This is a genomic window from Marinomonas vulgaris, from assembly GCF_018145875.1.
GTDB classification, from domain to species: domain Bacteria; phylum Pseudomonadota; class Gammaproteobacteria; order Pseudomonadales; family Marinomonadaceae; genus Marinomonas; species Marinomonas vulgaris.
Genome location: NZ_JAGSSV010000006.1, coordinates 79,882 through 103,920 on the forward strand (window position 1 = coordinate 79,882; position 24,039 = coordinate 103,920).

Below are 24,039 nucleotides of genomic sequence, written 5' to 3' on the forward strand. Positions count from 1 at the left end.
CAAAAGTCACTTTAAGCTAGTATAAAGGTGGCTCTAGGCCAGCCATAAAGAATACCTAATTTTTCCATGGATACGCTATTGTGTCGTTAATATTTACGCCGTGATTCGTAATTAGCCGCTAACGACTGGCATCTAAAAAGCGTCGCATGGCAAATTCATCGCTCTGGCGCTGCTCTTGTTTTGCTTCAACCGCCACTTCTGCTTTGATGTTTTTTTCTTTTAGCCAATCCATGCTTTTTGTTTTCGATCGAGCTTGTGACCAGCGTCGCATGCTCATTTCCGCCTGTTGCTCTGCTCGCCCCACAGCAGCTTCCTGCTGAGCGATAGCCTGCTGAACACGATCAACAAAATGCTGATAATTAGTGGTCAAATAGGCGCTCAAACCCAATAAATTACGTTCAGACTCGTACTGTTCAGCGTATTCTCGCAGCTCCTCAAGCTTACGCTCATCGTGCGCCACCTTCGCCTTGTCTCTAGCCAGTTGCTGGGCGGCGGTGTCTTCTTTGCGCTTGGCAAGATCAATTAGAATCTGCATTCGTTGTGACTTTTTCATACCCCCTCCTTAAAAAACGAAGGCTACTGTGTTTTTGTCATGGCGGTGACCAGCGCCTGTAAGCTTTCATCAATATTAAAATGCTCAGTCAAGGATTGCTGCAAAAACTCTCGAATATCAGGCATCTGCACAATGGCTTGATCCAAATCTGGATCACTGCCCCGTGAATAAGCACCGACTGAGATCAAATCTTGGTTTTGCTGAAACTTAGAATAAAGCTGCTTTACTCGCATAGCACCATAAAGATGATCTTTACTGACGATGTGCGGCATGGCCCGAGAAATAGACGCTTCGATGTCAATAGCAGGATAATGGCCTTCTTCAGCCAAACGTCGTGACAATACAATGTGCCCATCCAAAATAGCACGAGACGCATCGGCAATGGGATCTTGTTGATCATCACCTTCGGTCAATACGGTATAAAAAGCCGTCACCGAGCCGCTGCCCTCACAACCATTACCGGCACGTTCCACCAATTGCGGCAACTTGGAAAACACCGATGGCGGATAGCCTTTTGTCGCTGGCGGCTCACCAACAGACAAGGCAATTTCACGTTGCGCCTGAGCATAACGGGTTAGGGAATCCATTAAGAGTAGAACGTTTTTACCTTGATCACGGTAGTATTCAGCAATACGTGTGGCGAGCATGGCGGCGCGTAATCGCATGAGTGCAGAATCATCTGCAGGCGATGCCACAACAACCGAACGCGCTAAACCTTCTGCGCCCAAAATCTGGTCGATAAACTCTTTCACCTCACGACCACGTTCACCAATCAAACCAACCACGGTAATATCAGCTTCGGTAAACTTGGTCATCATGCCCAACAACATACTTTTACCGACGCCACTGCCAGCAAACAAACCTAACCGCTGGCCCTTGCCTACTGTTAGCAAGCTGTTGATGGCTTTAATGCCCACGTCCAATGGTTCGCAAATGGGTTTACGTTGCAAAGGATTAATCACTTCTCCGTGTAAGGTCACCGAATCCTGGGTTTTAATGCGACCTTTTCCATCTAGCGGCTTGCCTAGGCCGTTTACCACACGTCCCAATAACTCATCACCTACTGGCATTTTACTGTCGCCTAACAAAGGCCGAACACGCGCACCAGGAGAAATTCCCTCGATGGCTTCGGTGGGCATTAGGTAGGTTAAATCGCCAGTAAAACCCACCACTTCTGATTCCACCCAACGATCTTTACGAACTTGCACAGAACAGCGGTCGCCAAGCGCCACCACGCAGCCTACCGCTTCCATGGTCAATCCCACCATGCGAGTCACTTTGCCTTCTAATTGAGGGGATAATAGGGTGGGTGACACATGGTCAAGTTTGTTTAATCGATCGAGAAGAGAGGCCATGGCTAATCCTGATCGGAATGCATAAGCTGACGCAATTCGGCACACACCGCATCAAGGCGCTGCTCTACTCGCCCGTCGATATGGAAGGATTTGGAGTCAATGACGAAGCCGCCACTAATCAGGGTATTGTCTTTTTCGATTTGCAATGTAAGACGATCTGAGACAGCAAACTCTTCCAATACCGCCACGTCGTCAGGATGAAGTCGTAAACGAACGCGACCTTGAAACTCACTGATTTCATCGAATACCTTAGTGAGTTGTTCACGCAGCACATGGTGACCATTCTCCGCCATTGTCGACAAACACACATTTTCAATCAGCCGCGTCATAGATTGGTACAAAATCGCCTCGGCGGCATTACGGCTTTCTTCTAAAGGATGAGTGATTTCTTCAACCACTTGCGCCAGCAGAGCTTCCATGGCGACCAGTTTCGTCTCTGCGTCGGCTTTGGCTTGTGCTAAGCCTTCTTCTAGTCCTGCCAAACGACCTTCTTCATGGCCTTTTTCAAAGCCATCCACTTCCCCTTTGGCAAAGCCATCTTCATGACCCTTGGTGTGACCTTCTTCTTCGCCCTGTATAAAACCCTCGTCGTAAGCCGCGGAGCGAATTTCTTCTAGTTGTGAGGCAGTCAAAGGTTCGTACACTAGGGATTCTTGATCTACTTCTTCTGTACCGGCGTCGAGAGACTCTTTCTCGACTAGAATAGCAGGCCCAGTGTGGGTTTTTGGCTGGTTATTTTCCAGATGAGGCAGCTCCCAACGCTCATAGGCGGTTAACTTACGCTCATCTTTATCGTTTTTTGGATCAGACATTGGCTAATTAGACCATTTGCTCGCCACCGCCGCCGAGGACAATTTCCCCGTTATCGGCAAGGCGTCTGGCAACCGCCAATATTTCTTTTTGCGCAACTTCTACTTCGCTCACACGAACCGGGCCTTTCGCTTCAAGGTCGTCTTTTAGCATGTCTGCAGCTCGAGAGGACATATTTTTAAACACCTTCTCTTGCATGTCTGGATCAGCACCTTTGAGAGCCAAAATCAGAGTTTCTGATTCCACTTCTCGCAAAATCACCTGAATGCCACGATCATCCACATCCATCAGATTGTCAAATACAAACATCAAGTCTTGAATGGTATTGGCCAAATCTTCATCGACGTCGCGAATCGAATCCATCAACTCAGATTCCACCGAACTGTCAATGAAGTTCATGATATTGGCCGCGGTACGAATACCACCAATGGTTGTCGATTGAGTAGACTGATTGCCCGAGAATTGTCGTTCGAGTATGTTGTTTAATTCTTGCAATGCCGCTGGTTGTACTGTTTCCAGTGCTGCCACACGCAATACAATATCAAGTCGCACGCGCTCATCGAAGTTTGCTAAGATATCGGCCGCTTGATCAGGGTCTAAATAAGAAATAACAATGGCCTGAATCTGTGGGTGCTCATAACGGATCACATCCGCCACCGCCCGAGACTCCATCCATTTTAGCGTATCCAAACCTGTGGTGTTGCCACCTAACAGAATACGATCGATTAGGCTGCCGGCTTTTTCTTCGCCCAAGGCTTCCCTCAGCATATTCCGAATGTAACCGTCCGCACCCAATCCTAAACCCGTTTGGTCGCCAACCAAGACTAAAAAATCATCCAGCACTTTTTCAACTTGATGACGTTGTATATTGGCAAGTTGCGCCATGGTTTGACCAATGCGCTGAACTTCTTTTGGCCCCATGTGCTTGAGGATCTGAGCCGCATCGGACTCGCCAAGCGACATCAAAAGCACAGCGGCTTTTTCAACGGACGATAAATCTGCACCTTGGCCTGAATCACTCATTACCCTTCCATCACCCATTGTTTAACGACTTGAGCAACACGCTCTGGTTCTTCGGCAATCAAACCACGAATGGCGTTTAATTGACGATCTATTTTCTCTGGTGAACCAGGCACCAAAATATCTTCTGCACTTACAAGGGAAACCTGATCATCCGAAATTTCATCGGTTTCATCTGAAAAAATCGCCGCTTCAGTGTCTTCATTAACACCAATTTTATTTTGCTCACTGAGGGTTTTCAATATAGGTCGTACCACCACCAGCAAAAGCACCAAAACAAAAATACCAACCAAGGTGGGCTGAATCAAATTCAAGAACCAAGCCTGCTTGTAAATAGGCTGCTCAACAATAGGTTCTTCGGGTTCTGGTAAAGCAAACGGCGAATTGATCACACTCACACTGTCGCCACGGGAAGGATCATAGCCAACGGCATCACGTACCAGTAGCGTCAACCGTCCGAGCTCGTCATCATTCCAAGGCGTTCGCACAATCGCCGACGTTTCTGGGTTTAAACTCACTAAATCGTCCACTACCACAGCAACAGACAAACGTCGCACAGTACCTTGCTGGCGCTTGGTGTAACTGATGCTGCGATCTAACTCAAAGTTACGCGTGGTTTCTTCGCGGGACTGACCATTGCTTGCAGAACCATTTCCACCAATCGGGGCGCCATTTTCGTCTACCGCTTCCGGTACAGTCACGGCGCCAGGTGGCTGGTTAGTCAGCGCGCCTGGAATGCCTCCCGTATTGGCGCCAGATGCCCTGTTTTCTTTTAACGTTTGTTCACTGCGTAGCGCCAACAAATCTGGGTTATATTGCTCAGCGGTTTTTTCAACCGCAGTAAAGTCCACATCTGCGGACACTTCTGCCTTAAAGCGACCTTGACCGATCACTGGCCCCAAGATGCTGTTCACCCTTTGAAGCAACACCTCTTCTACTTTTCGTGCGTAATCGAACTGTTTACCCGCAACAGATAATTCAGAGTCTGAATCTTTTTCTGTCAGCAAGGTACCCCGCTGATCCACTACGGTGACGTCTTTGTCACTTAACTGAGAAATGCTCGATGCTACCAAGTTTACAATCGCTTCTACTTGGCTTTTATCCAGTCGTCTTCCAGGATAAAGCTCTAAGAACACCGAAGCCGAAGGTTTACGAGTGTCACGCACAAACACCGATTCCTTTGGAATGGCCAAATGAACCCGAGCGCTCTTAATACTTTGCAAGCTCGTAATGGTGCGACTTAATTCGCCTTCTAAGCCACGCCGATAACGCGTTGCTTCGACAAATTGAGACGTGCCCAAGCCTTGCTCTTGATCCATAATCTCCATGCCAACAATGTTGTCAGAGACAATGCCAGAGCCGGCTAACTTAAGACGTGCTTGATGGTAAAAATCAGACTCCACCAGCAAAGCGCCAGTGTTTTCATCTAACTTGAAAGGAATATTATTAACACTGAGGATTTCAACGATTTGATCGGCGTTGTAGTCGGTGATACTGCTCAATACGGGTTTGTATTCTGGGCCATTGCTCCACAATACAGCAGCTAAACCGATAGCAATGGATGCAGCCAATCCCACCATGAGCGCAAGCTGGCGTATTACCGTCAACTTGTTGAAGCCGGTCACTAACTCTAAATAGAGCTTTTGCTCCGATTTTTCTGCAGGGATATTATCCATTAAAAAGCGCCAAGCGGTTTATCTGCCTAAATCGGCATATTCATGATTTTTTCATACGCGTCTACAAGCTTGTTTCGTACCTGTGTCATTGCTTCGAACGACACACTTGATTTTTGTAGACCAATCATAACTTGAGGCAAATCAACCCCTTCGTCACCGCGCTCGTAAGATTGGGCTAACTCTGTTGACTCTTTTTGTAAAGAATTGACATTGTCGACAGCGTTTTTCAGCATTTCAGCAAAATCTGCTCGCTCAACACCTTGAACACCGCCGTTTTCACCACCTATTTTGGTGATTTCTGACACAGGGGAGCTAGGCGCTTGCACTTGCGAGCGCATTTCTCTCATCTGAGTCAGTACTTGATTAATGTCTGGGCGACCAGAAATCATGTTTTTCACCTAAAAAGTCATATTTGTACAGCTTAGCATAAAGCGAATTAAAACAAGATACAAAAATCAATCCACATCTATGCCACATTCGCGCATTTTAGCAATTTTATATCGCAAGGTTCTAGGGCTGATGCCGAGAGTATCCGCTACCACTTTGCGCTTCCCTTTAGCATCGACTAAGGCCTGCGCAATAATACGAAATTCATGTTGCTGCACGCCTTTGCCGAGTATCGAAGCGGCACTGTCCTCTTCCTCTTCCGGCGGCATGGGTGCGGGCGACAAACTCATCATATCAAAGGCAATATGGTCTTCGTGAATTTGAGCATTCGGGCTCAAAATCAACGCACGCTGAATCACGTTATCCAACTCTCGCACATTTCCAGGCCAAGGGTGAGACTCCAGTTTACTTTGCGCAGAAGGCTTTAAAAGCGCGCCAGTTATGCGCATCTTAGCAGCGTGTTTTGCCAATAAGTGCTGAGCTAATGGCAAGATATCCCCCTTGCGCTCGCGTATTGGCAACCAACGTAAAGGAAACACATTTAGGCGATAATACAAATCTTCTCGAAAACCACCTTCACGCACGTAATCCGCCAAATCGCGGTTAGTGGTGGCAATGATGCGCACATCCAAAGGAATGGATTTCTTACCGCCCAAACGCTCAACTTCTTGCTCTTGCAGCACTCGCAGCAATTTGGCCTGCAAGCCCACATCCATCTCAGTAATTTCGTCCAACAACAAGGTGCCGCCATTGGCCTGTTCGAACTTACCCGCTTGAGAAGACACGGCGCCAGTATATGCGCCCTTTTCGTAACCAAACAAAATCGCTTCTAGCATATTTTCTGGGATGGCCGCGCAGTTAATCGCCACAAAAGGCGCTTCTGAGCGATTGGAATTCTGATGGATAAAATGCGCCAGTACTTCCTTGCCCGTGCCGCTTTCGCCGCACACCAACACGGTCGAATCCGTCACCGCCACACGTTTTGCCAAATCGAACAAAGCCAAGCTCGATGGGTCTTTGGCAATGGGTTGCATATGAGTAGCCGATTCCGTTTTTACTGTGTACTTTGCAATGGCGTTGAGCAGCTCTTCTTCTTGAAAAGGCTTGAGCAGATAATCCACGGCGCCATCACGCATGGCTTCGACAGCATGGGCAATGTCGCCATAGGCTGTCATCAGCATAATGGGCAACTCAGGGTAGGTATCCACAACATGGTGAAGTAATCCGTAGCCGTCCATGCCAGGCAAATTAACATCCGACACTACCATATCAAAGGTGCTGTGTTTTAGCGCCATGACCGCATCTTCTGCGCTGTAGACTACTTTGCACTGGTAGCTTGCTAACATCAGCGTGTCTTCTAGCGCCTCGGCAAGCCCTTTGTCGTCTTCTACAATTAATAATTTCACATCTGACATTTCATACCCTTACAAGAGGCAATGTAAAGCTGGCTTTGGTGCCAGCGCCCTCTGTGCTGTCTATTTCAAATTGACCATGATGAGCCCTTGCAATGGCTTTAACGACCATTAGACCCAAACCGGTGCCATGTTGTTTTGTCGTGACAAAGCCTTCTTGAACGTGCTCCAAATGCGCTTTGGACATACCCACACCATGATCCACAAAGGTTAAGGTGACATAGCCATGATTGTGACGCCAATGCAGCTCCACCAAGCCTCCAGCAGATTGTGCGTCTACTGCGTTATTCACTAAGTTCAGCAAAGCACCTAATAATGTTTCTTTGTTGCACTTTATACAATCTGTTGCCAAAAACTCAGCGCCAGATGCCTCAAACCGCATGTTTTTCTGCTCACAAATCTCTTCACTTTGACTAATAAGCGTTTTAATAAAGTGATCCACGCTGATGGCTTCATCGAGTTTGATTTCACTGCGTGAAAAGATCAACATATCACGAATTTGCTTTTCAATGTTGGCTAAGCGGTCAGCCAATTTATTGGCAAAGGTTTGACGCATTACCGGCGCTAAATCTGGCTTTTGCAAATGCCCTGCATATAAGGTGGCCGACGACAAAGGAGTGCGAATTTGATGCGCCAGCGCCGCCACCATCTTGCCCATATTGGACAAGCGCTCGTGGTGAGAAAGTTTCTTCTGCAACAAATAGGCTTCAGTCAAATCCACTAAAATCACCAACTGACCCGGCACATTACCCAACGATGCTGTTTCGACTCGAACCCGACGGCCACTGACCATGCTGACATCGTGCCCGTCATCTTTTTGCGGTCGAAAACTCAAGGGCACAATTTCGCCCCACGACTGACCAATAAGCGGTAAGTTGAATAAGCGATCCGCAACCGGGTTCGCCATGATTACTGTGCCTTCTTCACTAAGCAGTAAAACGCCCACCGGCATGGATTCAAACAGCTGCTGGAACTGCAGCACTAGAATGCGATTTTTGTCCTGCTCTTCCCGTTTATCCCGTTCTGATTTTTCGAGCTGTTGATACAGTCGGGCAACTTCACCCTGAAGATCCACATAGGACTTTGCCAACACATCCGACGACTCAGAAAACGCCGCAAATGCCGCCTTTAGCTCGGCTATTTCTTCATCTTTTGTCACTAAAACTCCGATTTATCAATATTATAGCGACGCATTTTTTCGATCAGTGTAGTGCGTTGTATTTGTAAGTTTTGCGCGGCTTTGGACACCACGCCTTGGGTAGAGACCAAAGCCTGACGAATTAACAAAGCCTCAAGATGACGAACATGAAGATTCAAATTCACCCCAGAAGCCTGAGGAAAGGTATGTAACTGCTTAATTTCTTTTAACACCGAAGACAAGGACGACGAACGCCAAGGCAAGGGGCAAAACCAAACATTGTAACCCTCCACCGTCTCCAGACAATCGCTTAGCGAAATGACAGGAATCATCTCGTCCAATTCAAAAGATTGAATGGCCTGTCCTAACACCACAAAGTCCGGCAATGAAAACGCCGTCAGAGAAGTACTGTGCTCGATTCCAACAAAGGTGAGAATACTCGACACACTTGAATGCTCTTCGTCATTCAAACCGCATAACCACGCTTTCACACCAACACCTCAATTCAAAAGTCGGTGTTTTTATCTAAAACACCTTATGGATATCACTTACAACGCCTTGAATAAGGCGTCAAATAACGGCTCAGCGTCTTTTTCATCTGACGACCAAGGCAAAACCGCCAGCAATGGCGCTAAAAACATTGACGACAATGTTGCCACATTTTCGTCAAAGCAGGGCATTTTATCCTGCCCCGTGTTCGCAATCCAACCAGCTATGGATAAACCATCTGCAGCAATGGCTTCTGCCGTTAAAATGGCATGATTCAAACAACCGAGTCTCATATCGATCACTAAGATAATGGGGAAGTTCAGAGATTTTGCAATATCAGACAGCATTTCTCGATCATTAAGCGGCACACGCCAACCACCCGCTCCTTCCACCAAAGCGAAATCGTTAGGCGATAATAGCGCCCCTTGAATAAACCCTTGTAGGCGCGATGCCGTAATCAGTCGCCCCTCATGGGCGGCCGCAATGTGCGGCGCAATGGCTTCTTCTAACACCACAGGGTTCACCTGCTCGTAAGGCAATATCACGCTGCTGGCAGCTTGAATACGCAAAGCGTCGTCGTTACGCAGTTTTCCATCTATCCATTGCGCCCCAGCAGCAATGGGCTTTAAACCTAATGATCTCAAACCGGCACGCTGTGCCGCTTTTAATAGACCCACAGTGACATAGGTTTTACCTGCATCGGTATTGGTGCCGGTCACAAAAAAACGTTTTTTCACCTGTTACTCCTGACTGCTCATCGGCTTTCGCGCCACAATATAAGACACTTGATAACTCAATGGCACTCCTTGCTCATCACGCTGCGTTTCATATTCCCGAAGAAACGCCTTCCACTTACTGGGCGACATAGCTGACGTCGACTCTTTCGCCATCAAACTGGCACCGATTTTCTTCAGCGAGTCAATGGACTTTTGGGCGGACTCAAAGTACATGGTCACCCGTGATAATTCTGCGCTCATCAACGTCCAACCGGCCCCCGTTACGCTTTTTTTCAGCGTGTCGATTGGCTCATATTGATGCACGTGCTCTTGATCGTCTAAAGCTCGCCAAGCGTGACGAACTTCGGCCATAGAACCCTGACACAACGAAGAGAATACCAAAAAACCGCCCGGTGCGGTTGCTCGATACAGCTCGGCAAATAATGCACTAGGATGAAGACACCATTGCAGCGCAAGGCTAGAGAAAATCAGCTGACAAGACGAGGTCGCAATGGGTAATTGTTCGGCGTCTGCACAGACATAATGCAAAGCACCACGGCGCTCTAACAAAGAGGCTCGTGACTCGGCCACAGACAACATATGTTGGGACAAATCGAGGGCAATACAAGATTGTGGCTGGTATATACTTAACAGAGATTCGAGCGCTTGACCGGTTCCCGTCCCCAAATCCATAACCACATCAGCCGCCGTTGTCGGCAATAACTCTAATAGGTGCTTAAGTACCTGCCGCTGAAAATCCGCGTAGGCGTCGTAAGAATAGGACGCTCGATCAAAGCGCTTAGCCAGCTGTTTTTTGTAATTAAGCGCGGGCGTTTCATGGGGTATTAGCATCAATATAATTTTCTATGTAACGCACACATTCCTCCTCCTCTTCCAGAAAAAGAGCGTGCGTGCACTGTGACAATTCAACGCATTGCTGAAAGGGGTTCATCCCCTCTTGCTGAACCAATGCGTGCGAAGAAACCAACGCATCCTTGCCACCAAACAGATGCAAATTTGGGCAATCCAACAAAGACCACTCACGACGTACATCCAGAGATTTTAACAAGCGCAATCCGCCAATCAAGGCCGCGGGCAACAAGGTATGAGTCGGCAAATAAGACTGTAATTGTTTTGCTAGATCTCGTTCGTTGCCAGAATTTTGTGCCTGCAACATAGTAAAACGCTTCAGCCCTTCCGCTGGCGAGCGTTGAATCGACACCGCAAACGCATCAAAGACTTCCACTGACATGCCAAAAGGCCAATCCTGTCGAGCCACAAAACTGGGCGACGTAGCCAAAGTAATCAGCCCTTTTACCTGACTAGAACGACGTGCTGCCACATAAACCGACACCATGCCACCAAGGGACCAACCCAACCACCAGGCGTCTTTTGGCGCTGCTTCGATTAGCTGCTCCGATAACGCATCTATATCGTAATTAGGCCCAATACGAGTGCGAGAAATCCACTCTTCGTTTAGCGAAATCCCCGGTAGATTGGCGACAACCACATGAAATCGCTGACTGAGTCGCATGGCAAACGAGCGCATCACTTCTTTTGGCATGGCCCAACCCGATACCATAAAAATGGCTTGGTTGGCTGGATTCCCAAAAGCCTCGGTTTCAATACGTTCTGGCATGCTGTCCCTCTTACCTTGCTGTAAAAATCTTGCGTTGAATATCTTGTATGTATGACCGTCAGTTTAACAACAAAGATCAACGGCTAAAACACGTTCAAGTGCGTCGCATAATAACACTAAATCAGCATGAGAGTGGGCCGCGCTCAAGGTAATTCTTAAACGTGCGCCCCCTACTGGTACAGTAGGTGGACGAATCGCCGTACACCAAATACCGAGTGATCTAAGCTGCTCGCTTACCCTTAAAGCTCGCTGCGAATCCCCCAAAACAATGGGCTGAATTGCGGTATTGGAGGGCATTAACTCGACCGGTAAAACCTGCATTCGCTGACGAAAATAGACAATATGCTCAGCCAATTTAGCGCGCCGCACTTGCCCTTCTTCGCCCTGAATCAATTGCAACGAGGCTAAGGTCGCCCCCGTCATCGCCGGAGACATAGAAGTGGTGTACACATAAGGACGAGCGAACTGAGTCAAATAATCAGCGAAATCGTGACTCGTCGCCACAAACGCACCAGCCGTACCAAACGCCTTACCAAAGGTACCGACTAACAAAGGAACATGCGCAGAGGTTAATCCCGCCAACGCCATAGCGCCGCGACCAGACTCGCCCAAACAGCCAACACCATGAGCATCGTCCACCATAAACACCCAGTCATGCTGGGACGCTAATCCAGACAATGACGTCAGTGGAGCAATGTCGCCATCCATACTGAACACCCCGTCCGTCACCAGCAAACCAGCTTGATTCGACTTACTCAACCGCTTTTCTGCACTGGTCACATCAGCGTGTAAATAGCGTCGTAAAGGCGCTTGCGCCAACATGGCTCCGTCAATTAAGGAGGCATGATTGAGCTTATCTTGCAGTACAGGTCGCTGCTTTCCAGCCAAGGCTGAAATCACCCCAAGGTTAGCCATATAGCCGGTACTGAATAACAACACTCGCTCATAACCCAACCAATCCGCCAGCGCGTCTTCTAAGGCTTGATGCGGTGCCAAATGACCACACACCAGATGCGATGACCCGCCGCCAACTCCATATTGAAGCGCTGCGTCTTGCATCGCTTTAATCAGCTGTGGATGGTTGGCAAGGCCGAGGTAATCGTTTGAACAAAAGGCCGTGAAAGGCTGGTTATTAATGTGTGTATGAGGGACTTGTGGACTTTGTAGCGTTACCGCTTCACGCATTAGGTTTTGCTGACGACGCGTTTCCAACGCCGCCAACACCCAATCTGGCGTATTAGACACTGGCTTCATAAAACAGTTTGGACTCTTCTTGCTTTGCCGCTTGCGCCGCAATGGCCTCAGCCACCGCTTCATCCGAATGGGCTTCTCGTTGTTCAGGCTGGATGCCAAGATTAGCAAACAGCGCCATGTCTTTATCGGCTTCAGGATTGCCGGTGGTAAGCAGTTTTTCGCCATAGAAAATCGAATTTGCCCCTGCCATGAAACACAAGGCTTGAGTTTGCTCGCTCATGCCTTGACGACCCGCCGATAAACGCACATGAGATGCGGGCATTAAAATACGTGCTACCGCGATGGTACGAATAAACTCGAAGGTGTCTAAATCCTCGACATTTTCCATCGGTGTGCCTTCGACTTTGACCAACATATTGATCGGTACACTTTCTGGATGCGGCTGCATCTGTGACAGTTGACGCAACAAGCCAACACGGTCTTTTTGCTCTTCGCCCATGCCCATAATACCACCACAGCACAGCTTAATGCCTGAGCCACGCACCCGTGACAAGGTATCTAAACGGTCTTGGTAAGTACGAGTGGTAATGATGCTGTCGTAAAACTCAGCGGAAGTGTCTAGATTGTGGTTGTAATAATCCAACCCAACATCAGACAAACGCTTGGCCTGCTCATCATTTAAAGTACCTAGGGTCACGCAGGACTCTAATCCCAAAGACTTAACGCCCTTGATCATTTCAAGCACGTAAGGGAAATCTTTCTCAGACGGATGCTTCCAGGCTGCTCCCATGCAAAAACGGCTAGCACCTTTTTCTTTGGCCAGCGCCGCCTCTTCCAGCACCTTTTGTACTTCCATTAATTTTTCTTTTTCGAGTTCCGTATTATAGTGACCACTTTGCGGACAATATTTGCAATCTTCTGGGCAAGCGCCTGTCTTGATCGACAACAGGGTACTGACTTGCACTTGGTTCGGGGCGAAGTTTTCTCTGTGTACGGTTTGAGCACGGAACATCAAATCCATAAAAGGTAAGTCAAAGAGCGCTTTCACTTCGGCTTGAGTCCAATCAAAACGCGGCTCAGCCGTGCTGGTTAAAGACATAGTATTTGACGTACTTAGAGACATGACACCCTCGATCCAATAGATTTAATGGAGCAATACTAATGGACTTGAAGAAACTGTCAACCACAAAAATTACACAGGTTTACTACGGGTTATTTTTAAACAGATGCTATCTGTGTGATACACCCAGCCACAACACCTTCTGCCATAGCTGTCAGGCTGGCCTGATCCGTAACGACCAACACTGCCTGCAATGCCAACGCCCCATCCACAGCACCAGCCAAATATGCGGTCGTTGCCAAATACAGGCACTCTCGTATCAACGCTGTATCGCGCCCTATCGCTTTGAAGGAATAATTAAAACCCTAATTCACAGCGTTAAGTTCCATCAAGGTAATCACTATATTCGCCCTTTAATGTCCTTGCTGAGCGAGCAACTGCGACAAGAATATGACCAGCAGACTTGGCCAGAGCAGCTCATTTATGTGCCCAGTCACCCTCATCGCATCAAGGAACGTGGTTTTTGTCAGACGCGTGCCATGTCGACTCAGTTAATCAAACAATTGCGTCGCCAGGAACCAGATCTGACGTTGAAGTTTGCGGCGAAAAACCCGCTGATCAAAACGCTTCACACCCAAGCACAACACTCCTTATCGCGAAAAGCACGCCTCAACACGCCACGAGATCTTTATCGGGTCACCGGTCACGTTGCTAAACACGTGGCACTTTTTGACGACGTAATGACCACTGGCAGCACGGTAGAATATTGCTGTCAGCAGTTACTTCAAGCTGGCGCAGAACGGGTAGATGTGTGGGTACTTGCCCGAACGGCAGATAAGGCGTTTTAAAGTGCGCCTTTTGCACTCAACTGGTCAAAACCGTCGCCTTTGTTTAGTATGCCGACAACAAAATAAGGGCAAATACCATGAAAACACCCGAAAATTACCTAGCATTAGACAAACAATTACTCTGGCACCCCTACACCTCCATGAGTCATCCGAGCCCGCATTTTTTAGTGGAAAGCGCCCACGGTTGTGAGATTACACTCAGTGATGGTCGCACGCTTGTCGATGGTATGTCGTCTTGGTGGAGCGTGATTCACGGCTACAATCACCCGGTGATGAATGACGCCATTCAGGCACAACTCACGCAGTTTTCTCATGTAATGTTTGGGGGTTTTACCCACAAACCGGCCATTGAGCTGGCAGAAAAACTGATCGCCATCACACCAACAGAGTTACAGCGGGTATTTTTATCAGACTCAGGGTCAGTTTCGGTGGAAGTAGCGCTAAAAATGGCCATTCAATATTGGAATACTCAAGGCAAGCCATCAAAACAGTTTTTTGTTACGCCAAAAAGCGGTTATCACGGTGATACCTTTGCAGCCATGTCGGTGTGCGATCCCGACAACGGTATGCACAGCTTGTTTAGCGATGCTTTGACCCAACAATGCTTCGTTGCGCCTCCTCCGATAGGCTTTCACAACCCGATCCAAATGGATTACTTAAACGACATTCGTGACATTTTCGCTGAAAATCACTCACGAATTGCCGGTTTTATTATTGAACCTGTGGTGCAAAACGCCGGCGGTATGCGTTTTTATAACCCAAAATATTTAAACCACTTACGCGCTTTATGTGATGAGTTTGATATCTTGCTGATCTTTGATGAAATCGCCACTGGATTTGGTCGTACTGGTAAATTGTTCGCCACTGACCACACAGCGATTTGTCCTGACATCATGTGCGTTGGCAAAGCACTAACTGGTGGTTACATGACGCTCGCGGCCACACTCACCAACGATAGAGTCGCGCTTGGCATCAGCCAAGATGGTGGCGTTTTCATGCATGGCCCAACCTTTATGGGCAACCCACTGGCTTGCGCTGCCGCTAATGCCAGCTTGTCGGTGCTAAGTGGTTACAACATCGAGGAAAAAATTGCTCAATTAGAAACTTGGATGACCGAAGCGCTTTCGCCTTGCGTGCAATTGAAGCAGGTAAAAGAAGTGCGCTGTTTGGGCGGCATTGGAGTCGTCGAGCTAAATAAAGCGGTCAACTTACAGGATATTCAACCTAAATTCGTCGATTTAGGGGTTTGGGTACGGCCATTTGGTAAGCTAATTTATTTGATGCCGCCCTACGTCATAAGCGAAGAACAGGTTCTACAACTGGGTCGGGCGATTTATCAGGTCATCAGTGAAGAGGCTTTATAACGATTTTTAGAGCATAAAGAAGCCTTCTGGATCTGACACCAGAAGGCTTCTGTGACTTATGTAACACAAAGATTAATCAGCGATTATTGCTTCATACGCTCAGCAAGATTACCTTGCTCGTAGGCTTCTTCTTCGATATGGCTTATGTTGATAACGATATTTTCAGCACGTTCTATACTACTCAAGCCCAATGCATCGACTTCTTGCATCTTCTCATTTAGATCACGAGCCACGCTCGCTTGCTCCTCGGAAGACACATTAATTTGCGCGGTCATTTCTACGACTCGTCGAATGGCGGACTCAATATCGACCATTTTTTCAGCCACTTGTGCCACACTGTCAACGCCTTGTTGAGCTGCCGCTGTACCTTTATCAATGGTAGTTGTTACGTCTAACGTGTTTTTCTTCAGCTCTTCCGTCATGCTGTGAATGCTTTGAGTGGCATTTTGTGTGCGAATCGCCAAGGCTCGCACTTCATCAGCGACCACCGCAAAACCACGTCCAGCTTCCCCTGCACGAGCAGACTCAATCGCTGCGTTTAACGCCAACAAGTTGGTTTGCTCTGCGATACCACTGATGGAGTTGACCACCTCGTTAATGCTGTCACTGCGCTCTGCTAAAATCGCCACAACTTTTTTCGCTTCAGTAATTTCTTCATAGACTTTGCGCATGGTATCGCCTGTATGTTTGGCCAGGGTACGACTTTCATGGGATAGGCCACCTACTGACTGCGTGGCTTCAACGGCGACATGGATATGATCGGCGACATGGGTCACACTGGACAATAGCTGAGAACTGGCAGCAACCACTTCTTGGAAGGTATGCCTTTGTTTGTTGAAGTTCTCTAGGTTGGTGGTGACGCTACCTTTGGCTTCAGAAGCACGCTGTCGCAATTGCTGAGCCCCTACTTTTAAACGGTAACGGAAGGTCTTACCAGCGGCTTCTTGATGAATCTTGGCAAATTTAATCGCGGCTTTTACACCCACTGATTTGCAATACAAATATTGTCCGATCGGGTTATGAGACTCCGCAGACAAACTCGATGCGATAACGTTTAACGAGTGATGCTGTTGATAAGTCAGCCAAGCACCTAGAACCGCCACAATAGGGCCAGCAATTTGCCACGCCAATGTGGATGACAAAACGGAAATAATGCCTAATACGGCAAAACACAACAGCAAGGGCAAAGCGGCGTTGCTAAGATACGAGGTCACTTTAGTAACCGTTGGCACCAGGCCTTTTCCTGCATTAATACGGTCGTAAACTGACTGAGCATGGTTGATTTCATCTCGGGTTGCTTTACGGCGTACTGACTCATAACCCACCACTCGACTACCATCTAACAAGGGGCTTACATGCGCGCTAACCCAATAATGATCGCCGTTTGAACAGCGGTTTTTCACTAACCCCATCCAACTTTTGCCCTCTTTGAGATTGGCCCACATATCAGCAAATACCGCAGAAGGCACATCAGGGTGGCGAATAATATTGTGTGGTGCGCCCATTAGCTCTTCACTACTAAACCCCGCTACCTCGCAAAACGCCTCATTCACAAAGGTAATACGGCCTTTAACATCCGTACTCGATACCAAAGAATGGGTAGCGGGAAAATCATTCTCTTTGTTTGTTACTGGCATTTTTCGCATAAATAACTCTCAATTTACTTATATTATGTCGCTAAGGCCGTTTATAGAATCTTGTGTTAACTATAAAAAGATAGCGTACTTTTATTATGGCTAGATTTTAAAGTGCAACAAACGAATATTATTCGTCATCAAAATCTCGGTAGGCATCCGGAGCCAAGTCTTCAAAACGTGTGTACTTACCCACAAAAGCCAATCGACATGTTCCTATCGGGCCGTTACGTTGCTTCCCTATAATAATTTCTGCAATGCCTTTGTGTGGCGTATCTTCATGGTATACCTCATCACGATACACAAAAGAGATCACATCTGCATCCTGCTCGATCGCTCCCGACTCACGTAAGTCAGAGTTCACAGGACGCTTGTTAGGTCGATTTTCCAAGCTTCGGTTAAGCTGAGAAAGCGCCACAACAGGACACTCCATTTCTTTGGCTATGGCTTTTAGTGAACGGGAGATTTCAGAAATTTCATTGGTCCGACCTTCGGTAAAACCAGGAATTTGCATCAGCTGCAGATAATCGACCATGATCATCGCCACACCACCGTGTTCACGAGCAATACGACGCACTCTTGAGCGCATTTCTGTTGGACTGATCCCACCCGTATCATCAATAAACAACTTACGATCTTTGAGCATCTTGACCGCCGACATCAATTTATCCCAGTCTTCCTGAACCAGCTGACCAGAACGCATACGGGTTTGGTCAATACGGCCGAGCGACGATAACATACGCATCATCAACTGCTCAGAAGGCATTTCCAAACTAAATACAATCACTGGTTTGTCACTGATCATGGTGGCGTTTTCCACCAAGTTCATCGCAAAGGTGGTTTTACCCATAGAAGGACGACCCGCAACAATAACTAAATCGGACTTTTGCAGACCTGCCGTCATGGCATCTAAATCAGTGAAGCCTGTGCTTAACCCAGTGATCGCACCTTCTTGATGATAGAGTTCATCGATTTTATCGACTGTGGCACTCAAGATATCAGATGCAATTCGAGGGCCGCCTTTTTTCTCGCCTCCCTCGGCAATTTGAAAGATTTTACGTTCGGCTTCGTCTAACACTTCTGCCGCTGTCATCCCTTCTGGGTAAAATGCCCGTGCCGAAATATCATTGGTGGTCGAAATCAGACGACGCAAAATCGAGCGCTCACGCACTATGTCCGCATAAGCAGCAATATTTGACGTACTTGGTGTGGCCTCGGCTATTTCTATCAAATAAGCCATACCGCCGATCAATTCAAGGTCACCGCGTTTGTCTAAACGCTCACCAATAGTCACCACATCGATGGGCTCAGATTCATCGGCTAAACGGGCTATGACGGCAAAGATAGAGCGATGTTCAGGTCGATAAAAATCGTCCGCTAGTACTAACTCAGAAACTTTTTCCCAGGCATCTGGGTCAAGCATTAACCCACCAACAACAGAACGCTCAGCCTCAATAGAATAAGGCGGCAGTTTAATAGAAGCGACGTCAGAATCATTTTGTTGCACAAGAAACACCCATAAAAAAGCTGAGAAATACAAGAGGTTGAGCTTATCACGCTCATAAAAAAAGGGCATCTTGCAATAGCAAGATACCCTTTTTTAACCTAGTAATTTGCGTGGCAAATTACTCAGCGATTACTTCCAAAGTAACAGTAACGACCACTTCTGAATGAAGTTGAACGTCTACTTCGAAAGAACCTGTGTGACGAATCGCGCCTTCAGGAAGACGGATTTCAGCTTTCTCAACAGCAACTTCTGCAGAGATCACTTCAGCAATGTCACGAGTACCGATTGAACCAAAAAGCTTACCTTCATCACCAGCGTTCGCCGCGATAGTGAAAGTTTTGCCTTCTAGAGTCAAAGCACGTGCTTCAGCAGCGCCTTTACGCTCTGCCGCTTGTGCTTCAAGTTCAACGCGACGCTCTTCAAAGCTAGCCAAGTTAGCTTTGGTAGCCATTACAGCTTTTTTGTTCGGAATCAAAAAGTTACGAGCATAACCTGGTTTGACAACTGCAACGTCACCAATACCGCCTAGCTTGTTTACTTTGTCGAGTAGAATAACTTCCATCTCGATCACCTCTAATTAATCATTAGCTATCATGTGAGTTGGACGATTTATCTTGGATTCTGGAACGAATATCAACAAAGCTATCAATCACACAAAGTGTGACCAAGATATTTGCAAAATATACATTCAAAACAAAAAATCCCACAAGATAAAATGCGATCAGTCCAACAACCCCAATTTTTTTCTTTGCTAGAACACCATGTACTAATGCCAGCCCCGGCAACACCAAAGCGGGTATTGCAGCTTGAGACAAGGCCATAAAAGCGCCACCCAGACTTTCGCCTACTAGCACCATTGCGCCCAGTATCAAACTAAACACCACTGGTAGTCTTAACTGATGAAATTCCGTGCGCAAACCACCCGGATTATAAAGTCCTGCTTGCCACTTTCTTGCCAAAAACAAGGAAAGTATCGCAATGACCACTTGGAAGATGGATATCGCCACCACCGCCTGGTTGAAAATTGCATTTTCATCAGGAATCACAACCGACTCTGAAGACAAGACTTTTTGAACAAGCGATACCGCCATATTCAATACATCTGCCATCAAAATAGGTTGGATTAGAGTGTTAATAACCGCCAGAAAACTGCCCGCTAGTAACACCCAACTCCACGATGTGCTTGACCTAAGTAAATAGCTCAACAACATCACATCAACAAGCACCATGAGTGCCGTTGCATCGCCTTGAAATTGCCACAGCACTAAAGCTGGTAAGCAACCCCAAGCAAATACAGGTATTCCTTCTTTAACACCTTTACGAAGTACCACCAACCCTAAGATTGCCGACGCCAACCAAAACATCATCGGGATCAGACCAAACACCATCACGCCAATAATGGCATTCAGACGTTTTTTCATTACCCATTTGGCTAAACCGCTCATACAAGTACTTCTTTCAGCCTATTAATTAAAGTGGCTGTCAGTGTAAGGAAGCAAAGCAATGTAGCGAGCGCGTTTGATTGCAGTCGCTAGCTGACGCTGGTAACGAGCCTTAGTGCCAGTAATACGGCTAGGTACGATTTTACCAGTTTCGGTTACATAACCTTTCAGTGTGTCTAGATCTTTGTAGTCGATCTCTTTAACGCCTTCTGCTGTAAAACGGCAGAACTTACGACGACGGAAAAAACGAGCCATGAGTGTCTCCTAATAAATGTAGATTAATCTTCAGATTCTTCAGATGTTGCTTCGTTAGAATCGTTGTTACGCTCTTCACGCTGAGGTGCAGCAGAACGACGATCTTCACGGCCTTCAGAAGCTTTAATAGGAGATACGTCAGTTACCGCGTCTTTACGACGAATCACCAAGTTACGGATGATGGCATCGTTGTAGCGGAAAGTGTCGTTTAGTTCAGACAAAACACTGTCAGAACACTCAATGTTCATAAGAACATAGTGTGCTTTGTGAATTTTGTTAATTGGGTAAGCAAGTTGACGACGACCCCAATCTTCTAGACGGTGTACTTGGCCACCATCTTCAGTGATTAGGTTAGTGTAACGCTCAACCATTGCTGGTACTTGTTCGCTTTGATCTGGGTGAACCAGAAAGACGATTTCATAATGACGCATTTAAGCTCTCCTTATGGGTTCTTAGTCTCCACGCTTCCCCTGTTAAAAAGCTGTGAGACAAGGAGTATTGATTTACAGGGAGGCGCATTATAGGCACGAATGAACAATAAGTAAACGAAATCCCTCTCAACCATGGTTAAATCTGGAAAAAAGACGTTTTCCATTAAAGTATTTTACAGCTCAAACCTAAGCCCATAGAATCGACAAAGTTTTTCGTTCAAACCAACCCATACAACATCAAGTTAACGACTCAAATAGACGGATATGGACATCATGCTAGCGTCACCAAGCTTCTCCCTGTGTCAGTGCTTTTTCTCCTTTGTTGCTCAATGCCGAAGAACGCTGCTACCACGCCGCTAACACTTTTTATTCTTACACTTGGAATCCAGTATGAATTCGCTTTCTAATAATGCTAAAGCCATGTTGTTTGGTCTCGGAGCCGTTTTGCTGTGGTCGACCGTGGCGACGGCTTTTTCTATTTCACTGCGACATTTGTCACCTACGCAGCTACTCGTTATTGCTTGTTCAGTGTCTTTGTTGTTTTTAATGGCTTTACTGGCGATAAAAGGCGAAATAGCTCAACTGCTTTTTTTTGCCAAACAATCTTGGAAGTCCTCGCTGTTTTTTGGCGCCATTAACCCCTTTTTGTACTATCTCATTTTATTACAGGCCTATAACACTCTACCGGCTCAAGAAGCCCAGGCGATTAATTACACTTGGGCCATCATGCTGAGTTTTATGGCAGTGCCTATTCTCAAGCAACGTTTGAAGCCGGCCGACTACCTAGCCGCTGCCGCGTGTTATTTTGGTGTGCTGTACATTTCCACCCGTGGTCAAATTGGCTCATTGGAGTTCTCCAACCTTTCTGGCGTTGGTTTTGCTCTACTCAGCACCGTTGTTTGGGCGCTGTATTGGCTCTTTAATACCAAGGACACTCGTCCCAGCTTGATCGGCCTAACTCTGAACTTTGCCTTTGCTTTACCACTGATTGTCGCTTTTGCTGCCATCACTGGTGAGTTACAAATGAGCGAATTAACACATTGGCATCACGAAGCAGTTTTGAGTGCCATATATATTGGCTTGTTTGAGATGGGCTTGAGTTTTGTCTTATGGAATCAAGCAATGAAACTGACGTCGAACGCTAGCCAAGTCGCCAATCTAATTTTCTTATCGCCGCTGTTGTCTATTATCTGGCTGTCTCAATTTGCCGGCGAACCCATTCTGCGCTCCACTGTTATTGGCTTGGCGTGCATTTTAGTCGGCCTTTTTGTACAGAATTGGTCAAAGCGCGCCAAACACGTGTAACCTAAAAAGGATTTTTATGCCTGCTTTTGTCTACTTACTCCTGCCCATTTCATTTTGGTCTGGCAACTACATTTTAGGCCGTATTACCGTATCCAGTGGTGTGGACCCTTTCACCATTTCGTTTTTACGTTGGAGTTTGGCCTGCTTGATCATCATGCCTTTTGCCTATAAAAAACTCTGGAAAGAGAGGCATATTATGGCTAAAAACTGGCCACTTTTAGTGATGTTTGGCTGGCTCGGCATTTGTAACTACAACCTTTTTCTATACATTGGTTTGACGTCCACTACAGTTACCAATGCAGTGCTACTTAACTCCATTATGCCGGTGATGATTTTAATCACCGCTCGGTTATTGTTAGGCAATAAAACCTCTTGGTTACAAAATGCGGGGATTTTGGTGTCGACTTTAGGAGCGATCATCATTGTCAGTCGAGGCAGTATCGACACCTTTTTGCACTTGAGTTTTTCTCGTGGAGATTTATGGATCATTACCGCCGCCATCAGTTGGGCGATTTATTCGGTGATGATTATCAGACGTCCGAAAGGCATGTCGCTGCTTGGCTTTTTTGCCTCTACCGCGCTGATAGGAACCCTGTTTCAAGCACCGCTGTTCTACTTTTTTGGCGAGACTGAACTGGTGAACCTGACAGAACAAAATTGGGCGGCAATTGCTTATATGGGCGTATTCGCTTCAATTGGCGCCTTTTTATGTTGGAACATTGGTATTCAAAAATTGGGGGCCGCCACCGCGGGGCATTTTATTCATTTATTACCCGTATTTAGCATTGGCTTGTCAGTCTTGCTTTTAGGCGAACGCTTGTACAGTTTTCACTATACTGGGATTGCTTTGATTTTCTCAGGTATCTTCATCGCGACCATATTGAGTAAGCTACGCAGAACAAGCCGCTAGCCTTTATCACGGGTCATTCGGGTACTGATCAACACGCTCAAAAAGATAAATACCATCCCTAATATAGCGAATATATTAGGGACATGATCCCATATTAGCCAACCCCAGAAGCCACTAAATACCACCCCGACATAACTCACCGGCGAAACAACACTCGCTGGTGCGTAGGTGTAAGCCAAGTTATACAAATACATACCAACGTAAAGCGTTACCACCACAGCCGCCACCCAAGGCCATGCAGCTAGCGGAATCCAAAGCGCATCGCCTTGCAACCCAATAAGCGGCAAAGACAACAAAGCCGACAGAAAAAAATACACCAACAGAGTTTCTTGCCCCGACACTTGATGAGACAACATCCGCGTCGTCACCATCGAAAAAGCCAACCCAATGGCGGAGAAAAAACCCACTAAATGCCATGGGTTTAAATGTTCTGGGGTGGGCTGAATCACGAACGCCACACCGATAAAACCAATAAACAAGGGCAACCAACGAGATTTAGGAATATGAACCCTATGCAGCAACAAGACTACAAAAGGCACACATAAGGGTGCACAAGTACGTAACAACGATGCTTCTACTAAAGGGATATGATTGAGCGACCAGTAATACAGCAAAAAGCCAGCAAAACCACCCACACTGCGTAAAAAGTGAATTTTCCACACAGACAAGGGGCGTTTTTGCCAACGCCCACGCATTTGCGGGATTAAAATCAGCGTACAACACAAGCTTTGCCAAAACACCAAGGTAGAAACAGCGATTGTGGTTTGTGCCTGCTTTGCCGCCAAGGCCGTCACCGACATCACAAAGGCGTAAGCGATGGTCATGCCGATGCCTTTTTTTAACAACTCTTGTTCATTTGCCACAGCGTGCTCTTTTGATTGAAAAACAATGAGA

25 protein-coding genes and 1 pseudogene are annotated in these 24,039 nt (G+C 46.9%); 5 read left to right on the forward strand and 21 right to left on the reverse strand.

The annotated features are described in order from the left end of the window. Window positions 1-118: 118 nt before the first annotated feature. The 14 genes from fliJ to bioB all read right to left on the reverse strand — a co-directional run bounded on the left by fliJ (window position 119) and on the right by bioB (window position 13,512). Entirely contained in the window at window positions 119-553 is a 435-nt protein-coding gene (gene fliJ, locus J9B83_RS07025; protein WP_211536032.1) for a flagellar export protein FliJ, read from the reverse strand. A 23-nt stretch (window positions 554-576) separates the two neighbouring features. Next, window positions 577-1,908 (reverse strand): flagellar protein export ATPase FliI, encoded by a 1,332-nt coding sequence (fliI, locus tag J9B83_RS07030; RefSeq protein ID WP_211536033.1) that lies wholly within the window; start codon window positions 1,906-1,908, stop codon window positions 577-579. 2 nt (window positions 1,909-1,910) lie between these two features. Continuing rightward, window positions 1,911-2,720 carry a FliH/SctL family protein gene (locus J9B83_RS07035; protein WP_211536034.1) on the reverse strand — a complete coding sequence of 270 codons (810 nt, stop codon included), beginning with the start codon at window positions 2,718-2,720 and terminating at the stop codon, window positions 1,911-1,913. A 7-nt stretch (window positions 2,721-2,727) separates the two neighbouring features. Beyond that, window positions 2,728-3,741: a flagellar motor switch protein FliG gene (fliG, locus tag J9B83_RS07040; RefSeq protein WP_211536035.1), complete on the reverse strand. Its 1,014-nt coding sequence runs from the start codon at window positions 3,739-3,741 to the stop codon at window positions 2,728-2,730. Continuing rightward, on the reverse strand, window positions 3,741-5,414 hold the full coding sequence (gene fliF, locus J9B83_RS07045; RefSeq protein ID WP_211536036.1) for a flagellar basal-body MS-ring/collar protein FliF: 1,674 nt from the start codon (window positions 5,412-5,414) through the stop codon (window positions 3,741-3,743). The genes fliG and fliF overlap by 1 nt, the downstream gene beginning before the upstream one ends. Window positions 5,415-5,440: 26 nt before the next feature. Then, window positions 5,441-5,803: a flagellar hook-basal body complex protein FliE gene (gene fliE, locus J9B83_RS07050; RefSeq protein WP_211536037.1), complete on the reverse strand. Its 363-nt coding sequence runs from the start codon at window positions 5,801-5,803 to the stop codon at window positions 5,441-5,443. Between the two features lie 66 nt (window positions 5,804-5,869). Continuing rightward, entirely contained in the window at window positions 5,870-7,216 is a 1,347-nt protein-coding gene (locus tag J9B83_RS07055; protein ID WP_211536038.1) for a sigma-54-dependent transcriptional regulator, read from the reverse strand. A gap of 1 nt (window position 7,217) precedes the next feature. Next, on the reverse strand, window positions 7,218-8,372 hold the full coding sequence (locus J9B83_RS07060; RefSeq protein WP_211536039.1) for a sensor histidine kinase: 1,155 nt from the start codon (window positions 8,370-8,372) through the stop codon (window positions 7,218-7,220). Then, window positions 8,372-8,842 (reverse strand): helix-turn-helix domain-containing protein, encoded by a 471-nt coding sequence (locus J9B83_RS07065; protein WP_211536040.1) that lies wholly within the window; start codon window positions 8,840-8,842, stop codon window positions 8,372-8,374. Before J9B83_RS07065 ends, J9B83_RS07060 begins: the two co-directional genes overlap by 1 nt. A 57-nt stretch (window positions 8,843-8,899) precedes the next feature. Next, window positions 8,900-9,577: a dethiobiotin synthase gene (gene bioD, locus J9B83_RS07070; RefSeq protein ID WP_211536041.1), complete on the reverse strand. Its 678-nt coding sequence runs from the start codon at window positions 9,575-9,577 to the stop codon at window positions 8,900-8,902. A 3-nt stretch (window positions 9,578-9,580) separates the two neighbouring features. Beyond that, complete coding sequence (bioC, locus tag J9B83_RS07075; RefSeq protein ID WP_211536042.1) at window positions 9,581-10,408, reverse strand: malonyl-ACP O-methyltransferase BioC; 828 nt, start codon at window positions 10,406-10,408, stop codon at window positions 9,581-9,583. Next, a complete protein-coding gene (locus J9B83_RS07080; protein ID WP_211536043.1) occupies window positions 10,392-11,195 on the reverse strand; it encodes an alpha/beta fold hydrolase in 804 nt (267 codons plus the stop codon). Before J9B83_RS07080 ends, bioC begins: the two co-directional genes overlap by 17 nt. A gap of 63 nt (window positions 11,196-11,258) precedes the next feature. After that, window positions 11,259-12,449 (reverse strand): 8-amino-7-oxononanoate synthase, encoded by a 1,191-nt coding sequence (gene bioF / locus J9B83_RS07085; RefSeq protein ID WP_211536044.1) that lies wholly within the window; start codon window positions 12,447-12,449, stop codon window positions 11,259-11,261. After that, entirely contained in the window at window positions 12,433-13,512 is a 1,080-nt protein-coding gene (gene bioB / locus J9B83_RS07090) for a biotin synthase BioB (RefSeq protein WP_407944019.1), read from the reverse strand. Before bioB ends, bioF begins: the two co-directional genes overlap by 17 nt. Before the next feature lie 38 nt (window positions 13,513-13,550). Here bioB and J9B83_RS16090 point away from each other — a divergent pair. From J9B83_RS16090 to bioA, 3 genes and pseudogenes are all read left to right on the forward strand, one after another. Then, window positions 13,551-13,691: pseudogene (locus J9B83_RS16090) on the forward strand (ComF family protein); the annotation flags it as partial. Window positions 13,692-13,865: 174 nt separating this feature from the next. After that, entirely contained in the window at window positions 13,866-14,297 is a 432-nt protein-coding gene (locus tag J9B83_RS15750; RefSeq protein WP_236037166.1) for a ComF family protein, read from the forward strand. Between the two features lie 77 nt (window positions 14,298-14,374). Next, a complete protein-coding gene (bioA, locus tag J9B83_RS07100; RefSeq protein ID WP_211536046.1) occupies window positions 14,375-15,661 on the forward strand; it encodes an adenosylmethionine--8-amino-7-oxononanoate transaminase in 1,287 nt (428 codons plus the stop codon). An 83-nt stretch (window positions 15,662-15,744) separates the two neighbouring features. On the opposite strand, the gene J9B83_RS07105 is transcribed toward bioA, so the two are convergent. The 6 genes from J9B83_RS07105 to rpsF all read right to left on the reverse strand — a co-directional run bounded on the left by J9B83_RS07105 (window position 15,745) and on the right by rpsF (window position 20,930). After that, window positions 15,745-17,307 carry a methyl-accepting chemotaxis protein gene (locus J9B83_RS07105; RefSeq protein ID WP_211536047.1) on the reverse strand — a complete coding sequence of 521 codons (1,563 nt, stop codon included), beginning with the start codon at window positions 17,305-17,307 and terminating at the stop codon, window positions 15,745-15,747. Between the two features lie 118 nt (window positions 17,308-17,425). Further along, entirely contained in the window at window positions 17,426-18,802 is a 1,377-nt protein-coding gene (gene dnaB / locus J9B83_RS07110) for a replicative DNA helicase (RefSeq protein WP_211536048.1), read from the reverse strand. 118 nt (window positions 18,803-18,920) lie between these two features. Beyond that, entirely contained in the window at window positions 18,921-19,364 is a 444-nt protein-coding gene (gene rplI, locus J9B83_RS07115) for a 50S ribosomal protein L9 (RefSeq protein WP_211536049.1), read from the reverse strand. Window positions 19,365-19,386: 22 nt separating this feature from the next. Further along, the gene (locus J9B83_RS07120) at window positions 19,387-20,247 is read right to left on the reverse strand and encodes a YybS family protein (RefSeq protein WP_211536050.1); all 861 of its coding nucleotides are present in this window, start codon (window positions 20,245-20,247) and stop codon (window positions 19,387-19,389) included. Between the two features lie 21 nt (window positions 20,248-20,268). Beyond that, entirely contained in the window at window positions 20,269-20,499 is a 231-nt protein-coding gene (rpsR, locus tag J9B83_RS07125) for a 30S ribosomal protein S18 (protein WP_024023215.1), read from the reverse strand. Between the two features lie 23 nt (window positions 20,500-20,522). After that, a complete protein-coding gene (rpsF, locus tag J9B83_RS07130) occupies window positions 20,523-20,930 on the reverse strand; it encodes a 30S ribosomal protein S6 (protein ID WP_211536051.1) in 408 nt (135 codons plus the stop codon). A gap of 390 nt (window positions 20,931-21,320) precedes the next feature. Between rpsF and J9B83_RS07135 the strand changes: the two genes are divergently transcribed. Beyond that, the gene (locus J9B83_RS07135) at window positions 21,321-22,235 is read left to right on the forward strand and encodes a DMT family transporter (RefSeq protein WP_211536052.1); all 915 of its coding nucleotides are present in this window, start codon (window positions 21,321-21,323) and stop codon (window positions 22,233-22,235) included. A 16-nt stretch (window positions 22,236-22,251) separates the two neighbouring features. Next, window positions 22,252-23,145, forward strand: coding sequence for a DMT family transporter (locus J9B83_RS07140; protein ID WP_211536053.1), 894 nt, complete (start codon window positions 22,252-22,254; stop codon window positions 23,143-23,145). Here J9B83_RS07140 and J9B83_RS07145 read toward each other — a convergent pair. Further along, a complete protein-coding gene (locus J9B83_RS07145) occupies window positions 23,142-24,008 on the reverse strand; it encodes a DMT family transporter (protein ID WP_328797710.1) in 867 nt (288 codons plus the stop codon). The two genes, J9B83_RS07140 and J9B83_RS07145, sit on opposite strands and share 4 nt — an antisense overlap. Window positions 24,009-24,039: the final 31 nt, after the last annotated feature.

Excerpts from the sequence above, each read along its gene's own strand:
- bioB (WP_407944019.1), bottom strand. The coding sequence starts at position 13,512 with ATGTCTCTAAGTACGTCAAATACTATGTCTTTAACCAGCACGGCTGAG.
- rplI (WP_211536049.1), bottom strand. The coding sequence starts at position 19,364 with ATGGAAGTTATTCTACTCGACAAAGTAAACAAGCTAGGCGGTATTGGT.
- J9B83_RS15750 (WP_236037166.1), top strand. The coding sequence starts at position 13,866 with ATGTCCTTGCTGAGCGAGCAACTGCGACAAGAATATGACCAGCAGACT.
- J9B83_RS07135 (WP_211536052.1), top strand. The coding sequence starts at position 21,321 with ATGAATTCGCTTTCTAATAATGCTAAAGCCATGTTGTTTGGTCTCGGA.
- J9B83_RS07105 (WP_211536047.1), bottom strand. The coding sequence starts at position 17,307 with ATGCGAAAAATGCCAGTAACAAACAAAGAGAATGATTTTCCCGCTACC.
- fliI (WP_211536033.1), bottom strand. The coding sequence starts at position 1,908 with ATGGCCTCTCTTCTCGATCGATTAAACAAACTTGACCATGTGTCACCC.
- bioA (WP_211536046.1), top strand. The coding sequence starts at position 14,375 with ATGAAAACACCCGAAAATTACCTAGCATTAGACAAACAATTACTCTGG.
- bioF (WP_211536044.1), bottom strand. The coding sequence starts at position 12,449 with ATGAAGCCAGTGTCTAATACGCCAGATTGGGTGTTGGCGGCGTTGGAA.
- bioC (WP_211536042.1), bottom strand. The coding sequence starts at position 10,408 with ATGCTAATACCCCATGAAACGCCCGCGCTTAATTACAAAAAACAGCTG.
- rpsR (WP_024023215.1), bottom strand. The coding sequence starts at position 20,499 with ATGGCTCGTTTTTTCCGTCGTCGTAAGTTCTGCCGTTTTACAGCAGAA.
- fliE (WP_211536037.1), bottom strand. The coding sequence starts at position 5,803 with ATGATTTCTGGTCGCCCAGACATTAATCAAGTACTGACTCAGATGAGA.
- J9B83_RS07140 (WP_211536053.1), top strand. The coding sequence starts at position 22,252 with ATGCCTGCTTTTGTCTACTTACTCCTGCCCATTTCATTTTGGTCTGGC.
- fliJ (WP_211536032.1), bottom strand. The coding sequence starts at position 553 with ATGAAAAAGTCACAACGAATGCAGATTCTAATTGATCTTGCCAAGCGC.
- rpsF (WP_211536051.1), bottom strand. The coding sequence starts at position 20,930 with ATGCGTCATTATGAAATCGTCTTTCTGGTTCACCCAGATCAAAGCGAA.
- J9B83_RS07035 (WP_211536034.1), bottom strand. The coding sequence starts at position 2,720 with ATGTCTGATCCAAAAAACGATAAAGATGAGCGTAAGTTAACCGCCTAT.
- J9B83_RS07055 (WP_211536038.1), bottom strand. The coding sequence starts at position 7,216 with ATGTCAGATGTGAAATTATTAATTGTAGAAGACGACAAAGGGCTTGCC.
- J9B83_RS07080 (WP_211536043.1), bottom strand. The coding sequence starts at position 11,195 with ATGCCAGAACGTATTGAAACCGAGGCTTTTGGGAATCCAGCCAACCAA.
- fliG (WP_211536035.1), bottom strand. The coding sequence starts at position 3,741 with ATGAGTGATTCAGGCCAAGGTGCAGATTTATCGTCCGTTGAAAAAGCC.
- fliF (WP_211536036.1), bottom strand. The coding sequence starts at position 5,414 with ATGGATAATATCCCTGCAGAAAAATCGGAGCAAAAGCTCTATTTAGAG.
- J9B83_RS07120 (WP_211536050.1), bottom strand. The coding sequence starts at position 20,247 with ATGAGCGGTTTAGCCAAATGGGTAATGAAAAAACGTCTGAATGCCATT.